Annotated in this window: 10 protein-coding genes; 5 read left to right on the top strand and 5 right to left on the bottom strand. The window is 64.1% G+C overall.

Annotated features, from left to right (window positions below; all coding sequences use genetic code 11):
• Positions 1 to 749, bottom strand: a 749-nt coding sequence (locus tag GY769_25660; protein MCP4205312.1) for a tetratricopeptide repeat protein, incomplete at its 3' end; no start/stop codon positions are given.
• A gap of 223 nt (positions 750 to 972) precedes the next feature.
• Between GY769_25660 and GY769_25665 the strand changes: the two genes are divergently transcribed.
• The 3 genes from GY769_25665 (at position 973) to GY769_25675 (ending at position 5,494) form a co-directional block, all read left to right on the top strand.
• Positions 973 to 2,487 carry a hypothetical protein gene (locus GY769_25665; protein ID MCP4205313.1) on the top strand — a complete coding sequence of 505 codons (1,515 nt, stop codon included), beginning with the start codon at positions 973 to 975 and terminating at the stop codon, positions 2,485 to 2,487.
• Positions 2,488 to 2,554: 67 nt separating this feature from the next.
• Complete coding sequence (locus GY769_25670) at positions 2,555 to 4,252, top strand: AarF/ABC1/UbiB kinase family protein (GenBank protein MCP4205314.1); 1,698 nt, start codon at positions 2,555 to 2,557, stop codon at positions 4,250 to 4,252.
• A 12-nt stretch (positions 4,253 to 4,264) separates the two neighbouring features.
• Entirely contained in the window at positions 4,265 to 5,494 is a 1,230-nt protein-coding gene (locus GY769_25675; GenBank protein ID MCP4205315.1) for a DUF445 family protein, read from the top strand.
• A 4-nt stretch (positions 5,495 to 5,498) separates the two neighbouring features.
• Here GY769_25675 and GY769_25680 read toward each other — a convergent pair whose 3' ends face one another.
• The 3 genes from GY769_25680 to GY769_25690 all read right to left on the bottom strand — a co-directional run bounded on the left by GY769_25680 (position 5,499) and on the right by GY769_25690 (position 7,788).
• Positions 5,499 to 6,062: a TIGR02265 family protein gene (locus GY769_25680; GenBank protein ID MCP4205316.1), complete on the bottom strand. Its 564-nt coding sequence runs from the start codon at positions 6,060 to 6,062 to the stop codon at positions 5,499 to 5,501.
• Positions 6,063 to 6,097: 35 nt separating this feature from the next.
• A complete protein-coding gene (locus tag GY769_25685) occupies positions 6,098 to 6,964 on the bottom strand; it encodes a cation transporter (protein MCP4205317.1) in 867 nt (288 codons plus the stop codon).
• A gap of 107 nt (positions 6,965 to 7,071) precedes the next feature.
• Positions 7,072 to 7,788 carry a hypothetical protein gene (locus GY769_25690; GenBank protein MCP4205318.1) on the bottom strand — a complete coding sequence of 239 codons (717 nt, stop codon included), beginning with the start codon at positions 7,786 to 7,788 and terminating at the stop codon, positions 7,072 to 7,074.
• A 139-nt stretch (positions 7,789 to 7,927) separates the two neighbouring features.
• On the opposite strand from GY769_25690, the gene GY769_25695 reads away from it, so the two are divergent.
• Positions 7,928 to 9,211, top strand: a complete 1,284-nt coding sequence (locus tag GY769_25695) for an amino acid permease (protein ID MCP4205319.1) — start codon at positions 7,928 to 7,930, stop codon at positions 9,209 to 9,211.
• Here the strand turns inward: GY769_25695 and GY769_25700 are convergent.
• Entirely contained in the window at positions 9,190 to 10,452 is a 1,263-nt protein-coding gene (locus tag GY769_25700) for a hypothetical protein (protein ID MCP4205320.1), read from the bottom strand. The two genes, GY769_25695 and GY769_25700, sit on opposite strands and share 22 nt — an antisense overlap.
• A 429-nt stretch (positions 10,453 to 10,881) precedes the next feature.
• Between GY769_25700 and GY769_25705 the strand changes: the two genes are divergently transcribed.
• The coding region (locus tag GY769_25705; GenBank protein MCP4205321.1) for a hypothetical protein at positions 10,882 to 11,405 on the top strand (524 nt) is incomplete at its 3' end.

Consider the following 11,405-nt stretch of genomic DNA (forward strand, 5'->3'; position numbering starts at 1 on the left):
TCGAGGGCGGCGACCCCTTCGTTGTAGAGCAGGATTGCGGCGTCCCCGCTGTCGTCGGCCGAAGCCATGTTGGCCAGAGCCTTTTTCGCCAGGTCTTCCTTGCCGAGGGCGGTGTAGGCATCGTAGAGGATGCGATAGCCGCGGGGATTGCCCGGCTCGAGCTCGAGCAGCCGCTCGGCGGAGGCGATTGCCGAGTCGTACTCGCCAAGCTCGGTATGGAGACCGCCCAGGGCGGAGTGAGCCAGCGCGAGGTCAGGGTTCTTATCGAGTGCCGCGAGAAACCTGGCGCGGGCGGTTTCGTAGTCGCCGCCCCGCGCCGCTTCCACACCTTCGTTGAAGATGCGCTCGGCGGGCGTGTAGATGACCGGGCCCTGAGCGGCCGCGTCGGCGTTGGTCGCCGCGGAAAGTTTGACCTCCTGGGTCTTGCTCTTTCTGATCTCCGGCTTGAACGGCATTTCGATGGGCGGAAAACCCTCGTACTCGACCTTGATGTTGTAGGTCTTGGTGGCGTCGCCGAACGCCAAGGTTGCCTTGCCCTTCTTGTCGGTGATCTTCTGGAGAGTGAACTTCGGCAATTCGTCACAGGTAGCGCTCACGGTGACGCCTGAAACGGGCTTCCCCTGGTCGTCCTTGACGACCAGGACCAGCCGGCCGTAGTTCTGGGCCGGGAGAATTCCGACGGTCAGCGCCGCGAGCAGCACCGCCCACGTCACCGGCAGCAGGTACGTTGAATAGCTCGTCTTTTTCATTTGAGGATCTCGCTCACTTAGAGGTTCAAGGGTCCAGAGTCCTTAGAATATCGTGCAAAGAGCGCGCCCGGCGACACCCGTCGGGGTCGTGGGACTCGGCCTTCTCGGCATCGAACCGGCGAGCCGAACGCGGTGTATGCTTGCTGCAAGGCGCCGCTCTCTGCCCCTGGCGCACAGCGGGTCGATTGTGTTTCCGACTGGAAGGCTCAGGAAGTTCCTCAGATTGGCCTTCTTCGCCGGCCTGCAAATTGCCGTGACGCTGCTTCTCGCCGAGCTTGCCGTCCGCGGTCTCTCACGCGTTCACGAGCCTATTCGCCAGCTTTCCTTCGACCAGGTACCGGCTGGTGGGTACGAGAGAGTCGCTACACTCGAGGGGCTCCTGACCAAGACTCGGAGAGGATTCAAGCCTTTGGCGGTCGAGGCCGGTTTCGTGACGAACTCGATGGGCTTCCGGACCCGACCGTACCCGGTCGAGAAAGCACCGGATAGTTACCGGGTCGTGACCTTGGGCGATTCCTTTACGTTCGCCAGTGGTCGGGTGCCCTTCGCGGATCACTGGACGTCCTTGCTCGGTGAACGCTTTCGCCGGGAGCTACGAATCCCGGCGGAAGTGATCAACCTCGGCTATCCCGATATTGGGCCCCTGTTCGAGCTGCGGGTCTGGCAGCTGGAGGGAAGTCGCCTCAGTCCTGATCTGGTCGTTCTTGCCTTCTACGTCGGCAACGATTTTCTGGATGGCCGAGCTCCGCTCACGGCCGACACACCCTTGGAAGCCGTAGCAGGCGTCAGCTACTTGGTGCGCGTCGTCAGGAACCTCTACCGCTTCAAAAGGGCCGAGACGACATTGGCGGCGAGTCTCGGCAATCTGGAGCAAGCAGACGCTGCGGCTTCGGAGGTAGGTGATGGCGGCGTAGAGACTTTCGGTTACCAGTTTCACTATGACAGCAACAATCCCTCCATGCCAGTTGGGATCTTTCTGGGAATCACAGCGCGGAAGATGAACCTTCTTCACATCTTGAACAGAGAGCAGTTCGAGCTCGAATTCGAGCGGGTCAGCCGGGTCCTTTTGGGGATTCGAGAGAACGTAACGAGGACCGGTGCCGATTTTCTACTGATGATCATCCCCAGCGAGTTTCAAGTCGATCCCGAGGTCGCGCTTGCGGGGGCGCAGCGTCGCTCAACTCCACTTTCCGACTACGACCTGGACCTGCCACAGGAGTTGTTGACCTCATTCTGCGAAGAGAGCGGGATGGCGTGTCTCGATCTGCTGCCCTCATTCCGGCGCGTGGGCCAGAGCCAGAAGCTCTACCGTCTTCGGAACACCCACTGGAACATTGAAGGCAATGCCCTCGCGGTGGACCGGTTGGTGGACTGGGCGCGGGCGCATGTCGATCCACAGCCCTTCGCGGGAGCCGTGTTCGAGGTTGCCCCTGTCTACGACCTCGACGGCGATGGCGTGGCCGACCGCGACGACAGGTGCCCCGCCACAGTGATTCCGGAAGCTGTGCCGACAATGGCCCTACGCAGGCGTCATTTCGCACTGACCGACGAGGATTTTGTCTTCGACACGAGGCGGACACGACGTCGGTACCGGTTCACCACGCAGGATACCTGGGGGTGCTCCTGCGACCAGATCCTTCGCTCTCTCCAGATCTGGCTACTCCACCGTCGCGATGGGTGTCCGCTGGATGTCCTTCAGACGTGGATGGGGCGTTTCGGGCACCGATCCGCCGGCTGATCTGACACGGGTCCCGAAAAGCGCGCTTCTGAGTCACGGCGCGGTACACTTCTCCGGGAGCTCGCGAATGCTCGAAGTGTCGAAGAATAAAGAGATTCCGGCGCCAGACCCGGCCAAGCCCGGAGTCGAGCGCGACTTCGGCCGCCATGTCGACACCGGTGGTCACGGCCTGATTCGCCGCTTCTTGACCACCAGCCGTCACGCCTGGGGCCTGGGCCTCGGCGCGCTGGTGGCTCGGGTGCGAGAGCTGCCCAAGCGCGAGCGCAGGAGGATCCGCTACCTCCTGCTGCGGCCGATCTTGGCGGTGGTGGCACTGCCGGTGAACCGGAAGCTCAAGCGTGAGCCGGTCGAGGTCCAACTCAGGCGCCGGTTGGAGAGGCTCGGCCCGACCTACATCAAGCTAGGACAGATCCTGAGCGCCCGCGAGGATTTGTTGCCGCCGAAGGTAACCAACGAGCTCAAGAACCTACTCGACAAGCTCCCGGCGGTGCCCTATCCGATGTTCTTCGAGCTGGTCTCGAAACATCTCGGACGGCCGGTCGATGAGGTCTTCGCGCATATTCGCACCCGGCCTCTGGGCTCCGCGTCGATCGGGCAGATTCACCTCGCGACCCTCAACTCGGGCGAGCAGGTGGTTCTCAAGGTGGTCAAGCCCGGAATCCGCAAGACGCTCAAGCGCGACACCATACTCCTCAAAACGCTCGGTGCCATTCTCCAGATCTTGATGCCGAGCTTCCAGCCGCGCCGGGTGATCTCGGAGTTCTGCGAATACACCCTGCGCGAGGTCGATCTTTCGCGTGAGGCCGACAGCGCCGAGACGTTTGCATCCAGTTTCGCGAACCAGCCCGATATCGTTTTCCCGAGGATCTACCGGGAGTACTCGAACGAGAACCTCCTGTGCATGGAGTATCTCGATGGCATCCAGCCGACCGACCCGAAGATCGACGAGCTGAGGGAAGAGGATCGGATACGCCTGGTCGATCTGGGCGCCGAGGCGATTATCTCGATGCTCTACCGGGACGGTTTCTTCCATGCCGATCTCCATCCCGCGAACCTGGTCATTCTCCCGGGGCCGAAGTGCGGCTTTATCGATCTCGGCATGGTCGGTCGCTTCGATTCCGACCTCAAGCACACCCTGCTGTACTACTACTACAGCTTGATCGCCGGAGAGCACGAGAATGCGGCCAACTACCTGTCGCTGATCGCCACGACCGGCACCAAGTCGGATCCGGTGGGATTCAGGCGCGATGTCGAAGACGTCTGCCGCCATTGGTCCCACCGCTCCCGCTTCAGTCAGTTCTCGCTGGCGGAGCTGATCATGCAGTCGGTTGCAAAAGGCGCCAAGCACCAGATGTACTTCCCGGTCGAGATGGTGCTGATGGTCAAAGCGATCGTGACCTTCGAGGCGGTCGGTCGGCTCCTGATGCCCGACTTCGACGTCACCAAGGTCTCGCGCAAGCACATGAACCGGATTCTGCTCGAGCGCTTCGGCCCGCTCCGGCTGACTCAGGAGAGTCTGACCGCGCTGCCGGAGCTCGTGGATACGCTGGCCAAGACGCCGCGCCTGGTGACCGAAGGACTGCGGTTAATGGAGCAAGCCACCAAGAGACCGACCGAGAATCCGTTCGCCGGCATGCGGGCCACCCTCCTGGGAGGCTTCTGTCTGGTTGCGGGAGCGATTCTCGCCGGAAGCGGCGGTCCCTGGCCGTTGTGGGTGGCGCTCCTGATCGCCGGTATCCTCCTTCCCATCCGGCGTGGCCGGTAGCTGGCCGGATCGGTGCTCGAACAGACGATCTACAACCCAGAGTTCTGGAAGCACCTGAGCATTCCGTTCGTTGCCGGCCTTATCGGCTGGGTCACGAACTGGGTGGCGATCAAGCTCACTTTCAAGCCGCTCGAGTTCGTCGGCCTGCGCCCCTTCCTGGGCTGGCAGGGGATCATTCCGTCAAAGGCCACCAAGATGGCTTCGATCTTCGTCGACAAGACGATGTTTCGTCTCGGCACGCTCGAGGAGCTGTTCCATTCGATGGAGCCGGATCTGATCGCCGATCACATCTCCAAGATCATGGATCGTCGTCTCGAGGGCTATACCGACGAGATCTTGTTCTACGAGCACCCGGCGGTCTGGCGGTTGCTGCCTCAGGCCGTCAAGGAAGGCGTCTACGAGCGGGTGCGAGCGGAGATGCCGAAGCTGATCAACGGGTTGATGGCGGAGGCCTCGGACGAGATCGAGGACTTGATCGACTTCAAACACATGCTCGTGACTCGGCTCGAGAACGACAAGGACCTGCTGAATCGGCTGTTCCTGGATGCCGGATCCGAAGAGTTCAAGTTCATCGTGCGCTCGGGCCTCTATTTCGGCTTCCTGTTCGGACTCATTCAGCTCACCGTCTGGATCTTCCACAAGTCCTGGTGGGTGCTGCCGGCGTTCGGTATTTTCGTGGGCTACGCCACCAACTGGCTTGCCATCAACATGATCTTCCGGCCGCTGAATGCGAAGCGAGTCGGTCCGTGGACGATTCAGGGTCTGTTCCTGCGCCGCCAGCGCGAGGTCGCGGCCGTGTGGTGCAGATTGGTGACGACCGAGATCATCACCCTGCAGCACATCATGTACGCGATGCTCTATGGCGCGCGCGCGGAGAGGGCCAAGGCCCTGATCAAGAAACATATCCAGCCGGTCGCGGATCGCGTCATGCAGACCTACGCTCCGGCGGCTCAGATCATCGTGAGAGAAGAGACGCTCGGGGAGATTCGAGAGTCGGTGGGTGAGAAGGCGGTGGCGGTCTCGACGGACCCCTTCGACCATTGGCCGTTCAATCGGGATCGAGCCGCGAGAGCGGAAGAGTTGCTGCGCGAGCGCATGGAAGACCTGCCGCCGCGCGAGTTCCAGGATCTACTGCGACCCTGCTTTCAAGAGGACGAGATGAAGCTCATCCTCACCGGCGCGGTGCTCGGCTTCCTCGCCGGGCTCGGACAGCTGATCTTCGTTTTCGGTGGCTTCGCCTGATCCGCTAGACAGTCCAGCTGATTCGATAGCGGCAGTGCGAGCTGCCGCGTGCCCGGCAGGCCTCTTCGGTCATCTCGACCTCGCTCGCGCCGCACATCTCGAGCGCTTCTTTGTACCAGCCGATCACGGTCAGGCAGTCGGTCTCCGAGAATGTTTCGGCGTCGTGGGTGGTGATGAACCCGGAAGTCGGACCGGTGCTCTCGTAGGTTCGGTAGCCGGTGTCGTAGTAGAAGCCGTAGATGCGGTCGGTCGCAGAGAGAAACCAGGCGGGATCGCGGCGGGCAGCGAAAGCTCGATGGGGCCCGGCCAGATTCTGCCGGGCCGAGGCCCGGCCGATCTGCTCGAAGATCTCACGGCTGCCCTCGCCGAGTACCGCGACGATGGCGCTGTCGAGCCGGTCATTGAGCTCGAACGGATGCCAGGTCGAAGCCAGGATGGAGCCTTCCAGGGTCTCGCGGTCCTCTTCCGGTAGCGCGTCGAGGATCTTCGTCCAGGCCCCCTCGCCGTAGTGCTCGCTGACGAAGGTGCGCCGGGCGAGAATCGCGGCGCCCTTGACCTTGGTTGCCATGGGCCGCAGTCTACCGATCTTTCGATCCGCCTGCTTCAATGACAGTTGAGAGGCCGGTGCTCCTCGAAGCCCTCGGGCTCGAGTTGAATCGTCTGGTGCGCGATTCCGAAGCGCTGGGTCAGCATTTCCCGGATTTCTGTCAGCACCTCGGTCCGCGGGCGCCCCTGGCAAACGACGTGCGCCGACAGCGATTCGAGGCCGCTGGTGATGGTCCAAACATGGAGGTCATGAACGGACACGACGCCGGGGAGTCGCGCGATGGCTGCGCGGACCTCGGCAACATCGATGTGCGCCGGGGTTCCCTCCATCAGGACCGCGACGGCCTCCTTCAGAAGCGACCAAGCCGAATAGACCACCAGCAGCCCGATCAGGACGGAGACCAGTGGGTCCACCCAATGCCAGGCGTAGAGCCAAATCAAGAGCCCCGCGACGAGTGCCTGGACGCTGCCCAGGGCGTCGGTCAGCACATGCAGCCAGGCGCCACGCAGATTGAGGCTGTCGGCCCGCCCCGCCGCGAGGATCCTCAGGCTGACGAGGTTGACCAGCAGCCCGCCGCCGGCGATTGCCATCATCTCGAGGCCCTTGACCTCGAGGGGCTGCTGCCAGCGCTCCCAGGCTTCCATGAAGACGAACACCGAGATCGCGAGCAGCGTCGCGCCGTTGACGAGTGCCGCCAGGATCTCGGTGCGATAGAAGCCGAAAGTGCGATCGGCCGTGGCCGGCCTCTGCGCGATCCGTACCGCGAAGAGGCTCAGCGCCAGGGCGGCGGCATCGGAAAGCATGTGGGCCGCATCGGCGAGCAGCGCCAGCGAGCCGGTCCAGAGACCGCCGATCACTTCGGCGACCATGTAGGCCACGGTCAGAGCCAGCGCCCATGCCAGCCGGCCCCGGTGGGCGAACATCGAGCTCGCGCTGCCGGCGTGATGATGGCCGTGGATGCTCACTCGTCTCGTCAGGCTGCTATGAACGGAGTCCGACCGGGCCGAGTCACCGGGGCGCCGACGGTCAGCTAGTCCCCGGACCCGCACACCGGCAGGAAGAAGGGATCTCGGCCCTCGCGCTGGCTCTCCGGCTTGTAGGGAATGTCGTAGTTGGGGGGAAAGTTGTGGTCGATACCGGGTTGAACGTCGTGAGGCACATTGCGCGGCCGGAAGAGGGTTCCGTCCGGCAGCACCGGCGGCGGACCGCCGTCAAAGGAGAACTTCTCTATCGCGCTGTGCCGGAACCAGGCCACAAGCCGTGGGTGGAGACAACCCTCTCCGACCTTGATCAGCTCGTGGTAGTGAACGTAACCGTCCGCGGCTTTTTCCAGTGCGATTCGGGGACTCCACCGGGAGATGACCAGATCGACCCAGAAGAGCTGCTGATGACTGCCGGCGTTCGAGGACCAGAAGCGCGGCGGCGCGCCCGCTCCCAGGGGGCCGGTATTGAAGTGCTTGCCGATCAGGCGCGGCTTGCCGCCAATCGGAAGACCCACCTTCCAGCAATGGCCCGGAAGATCCTGGGGCTGCCCGGCCTGGTCCGGGGTGGTGGGCAGCTGCAACTCCGGACCGAGCAGATACCAGAAGCTGCCGCCGAGCCGGATCTGCACCCGGTGGGTGAATCCTTCGAGGTCCGGCACCCCCGGGTTGACCAGGCAGAAGGGGAGCTCGGCGGCACTTGCGTCAGGAACCAGGCCAAGGCCCAGAAGACCCAGAATCGTGCCGATGCGGAGGGCTTTGATCATCGAGATCGCCACAATCATGTTCAACTCTAGCATCGACCGTGGAGCTGGAATCTTCCGTGAACGTGACTCGAATTCGGCCGTGTCGACCCTGCTGACCGTCCGACCGTCTGACCGTCTGACCGTCTGAAATACTCCGCCGATGAATGAGGTCGATCCGAGCGACGGTCTCAAGCGTGTCGTGTCGCGCTGGCAGATCGTGGCGCTGGCCCTGAACGACGTCATCGGCTCGGGCATCTACTTGCTGCCCGCTGCGGCCGCGGCGCTTCTGGGGCCGCGGAGCGTCTGGGCGGTTCTGGCCGCGGGAGGCGCGGTCTTTCTGGTGGTGTTGTGCTTCGCCGAGGCGTCGAGCTACTTCGACCAGCCCGGCGGTGCCTACCTCTACGCGCGCGAAGCCTTCGGCGACTTCATCGGTTTCGAGGTGGGCTGGATGACCTGGCTGACGCGCGTGGCCTCGGTCGGATCGCTCGCGGCCGGCTTCGCCCAGGCGCTGGCGTATCTCTGGCCCGGTGCCGCCGGGGGGTGGGGGAGGGTCGTCGCCGTGGTCGTGCCGACGCTGGTTCTGATGTGGCTCAACGTCATCGGCGTCAAGAGCGGTGTGCGCACGGCCATCGTACTGGTGGCCAGCAAACTGGTGCCCCTGGGGGTGTTCGTGGGGCTGGGCTTCTGGTTCGCGAGTGCCGGTCGGGTCGCTTCCCAGCCGGCCGGGACCGGCGACCTGGGCGCCGCCGCCCTCCTGTTGCTCTACGCCTACGCCGGTTTCGAGAACACCACCGCTCCCGCCGGCGAATACAAGAATCCTCGCCGGGATCTGCCCTACGCGCTCTTGCTGCACATCGTGCTGATCACGGCGCTCTACTTTGCCGTCCAGTGGATCGCGCTCGCCATGCTCGGCAACGTTGCCTCGTCCGAGACCCCGCTCGCCGACGCGGCCCGGCACGTGGCCGGTCCCGCGGCCGGCCTGCTCCTGACCGTGGGCGCTACGCTTTCGATTCTGGGTACCCAGAGCAACACGATTCTGATTGGTCCCCGGTACCTGTACGCCCTGGCGCGCGATGGCTACGGCCCGGCGCTCTTCGGCCGTCTCCATGCCCGTTTCCGGACCCCGGACGCCGCTATCGTGCTCCAGGTCGCGATCGCTCTGCCGCTCGCCCTCACCGGCACCTTCGTCGGCCTGGCTACGCTTTCGGTGGTGGCGAGACTGGCGACCTACTTCGGCACCATCGCCGCCGTCCCCGTGCTGCGTCGCAAGCTCGGCTCGCGGGGCGCGGCCACCACCTGGAAGCTCCCGGGCGGGCCGCTGGTGCCAGTGGCGGCGGGCCTGGTCACGCTGGCGCTTGCCGCCAGCGCCGAGCCGAAGCATCTGATCTCGGCTGGCCTGGCTCTGCTAGTGGGAGCTATTGTCTACCGCTTTCGCCGGGCCTGACCGGCTTCGAGCGGCTTTGACCGGCCTCTGCCGGCTTCTGCCGGCTTCTGCCGGCCCCTGATCAACCCGGTCGCAACCAACACGTAGGCGGCAAGGAGCGCCGGCGCGAAGTAGGGAACCGAGAGGAACGTCAACTGGGCCGCGCGCGACAGCTCATCGACCGCGCCAAAGCCCTCGGAGAACTGGATCGCGAGCGCTCCGAGGACGACGAGAGCGAGCTCGTACGGGCGCCTGCCCGATACCCCGGCCGGAGCGGACCGCCGCCGCTGGAGGGCCACCACCAGGGCCATCACCTGGACCGGCAGCGTCAAGACCAGTGTGTGGTTCCAGATGATCGGGGTGGTCAGAACCGAAGCCGTCACGGCCACCGCCAGGAGCTGGGATCGGTCGAGGGTCAGAAAGCGGAGCAAGACCGCGAGGATCAGCGCACCCGTGATAACAATCGCCAGCGCTCCGACTTCGACGCCTGCCAGTGAAAGGATTCGCTGGAGCGAGAACGAGCGCGCGTAGGAGAGCCTGTGGATCGGCTGCTCGGACATCCCGGCCAGGCGAGAGACCATGGGCAGGAGCAGCGCCGCCGCGGTGAGGCCGCCGACGAGCCCGGCGAGCAGGTGCCGGCTGTCGCGCAAGCCGCCGGCGCCGGGTGAGTCGGGCTCGGCGGGACGGTGGCAGAACAGCGCGACCAGCGCCAGCGGGGCTAGCGGTTTGGCCGCCACCGTGGCTCCGAGAGCCACACCCGAGGGAAGTGCCCCGGTGAAGATCGAACGCCGCTGCCAGTGGATCAGGGCCAGCAGGATCAGGCCGATCACCGCGAAGGAGATGTTGCCGGTGCAAAGACCGGCGCTCACCGATGGCGCCAGCGCCACGAATCCGAGCGCCACGCCGATCCGTCTCGGCCAGGAGACCGAAAGCCAGGCCGAAGAGCACCAGACGGCGAGGGCCAGGCCCACGAGTGAGGCGCAACGGATGATCGCCAGCATGCCGAGCTCTCCAACTCGAGCGAGCAGTTTCCCGCCGGCCCAGGCGAACAGCGGCGTGTAGTGAAAACTGACGACCTCGTAGGACGATTGGCCCCGCTCCATAGCTCGAAAAGCGGCCAGATAGGTGGCCTCGTCAATCAGCGGCTCACTCGCCAGAACGCAGTGATGCCACCGAACCACCGCGACCAGAACGATCAAGGCGAGCGCTGCCAGATGGCGCCAAAGCGGCTGATCGCCCCAGTCGTCGAGGCGCTGGTCCAATTCGAGAATCCGTTTCAACGTCAGGTGGGGGAGCAAAGGGGCCGTTCGTCGATCGAGCGTACTCGGTGCCTGGTCGGCGAAGCAAATGACGAGGAACCCTCGAGAAGCTCGCCCGATGCGCGCCAGGCGACGCCGAGATCTGGCACCCAAACGGCCGTCGCCGGCGCCGGGTCAGGCCCGACGCCTGGTCCTTTCTTGGCCGCTACGGCACCCTTTCGATGGGGGTCGGCATAGTCGTTTCTTTCGATTTGACTACCGGTTCCGCACCTGTTAGAAAGTTTGTTCAAGTACCTAAAGGCGCACGGATGGAACGAAGCCTCGCTGCCGGTATGACTCGAGATGGGATGAGTCCTGTGGCCCGAGCCTCGCGATCCGAGAGGGCCTGACGGTGGTTAGATGCCAACCAAGATCCAAGGAGGAGACAGTGAAATGAAGTCGACGAAAAGATCAATCTTGTGGCTCGGACTGTTTGTGCTCCTGTCCCAGGGAGCCATGGCTGAGATCATCGGCCCGACGGTGATCGAGGGTGAGTTCCTGGGCACTTCGGCAAAGCTGAAGGATTTGGCGGCGGCCCTCGCCAGCTCGCCCCCGAGCCTGGCGGCGACTGAGGGCCGCGAGGTGCCCAATCAGATCTTCGAGATGCCCAATATCGCCCGCTCGCGGCGTGGGCTTGCGCCCCTCGTTCCCTTGACCGATCCCGTTCGGCAGACGATCGACGGTCTGTTCGGAACGCCGCCGCCGATGCTGAGCTTCCAGGGCACCGATGACGACGACAACGCCGCGTTGCTGGGTTTCCGCATTGTGCCGCCGGATACCGAAGGTGACGTCGGCCGCAAGTACTACGCGCAGATGAACAACCTGGTGTTCGAGATCTTCGACAAGACCGATGGCTCGACGGTGCTCGGTCCCTTGCCGAACAACATCTTCTTCACCGGTACGGGAGGCGTCTGCGA

This window comes from bacterium (assembly GCA_024224155.1).
GTDB lineage: Bacteria > Acidobacteriota > Thermoanaerobaculia > Multivoradales > JAHEKO01 > CALZIK01.

What these genes read in the sequence shown, in the direction of transcription:
- GY769_25695 (MCP4205319.1), top strand. Translation starts at nt 7,928, where the DNA reads ATGAATGAGGTCGATCCGAGCGACGGTCTCAAGCGTGTCGTGTCGCGC.
- GY769_25690 (MCP4205318.1), bottom strand. Translation starts at nt 7,788, where the DNA reads ATGATCAAAGCCCTCCGCATCGGCACGATTCTGGGTCTTCTGGGCCTT.
- GY769_25670 (MCP4205314.1), top strand. Translation starts at nt 2,555, where the DNA reads ATGCTCGAAGTGTCGAAGAATAAAGAGATTCCGGCGCCAGACCCGGCC.
- GY769_25685 (MCP4205317.1), bottom strand. Translation starts at nt 6,964, where the DNA reads ATGTTCGCCCACCGGGGCCGGCTGGCATGGGCGCTGGCTCTGACCGTG.
- GY769_25680 (MCP4205316.1), bottom strand. Translation starts at nt 6,062, where the DNA reads ATGGCAACCAAGGTCAAGGGCGCCGCGATTCTCGCCCGGCGCACCTTC.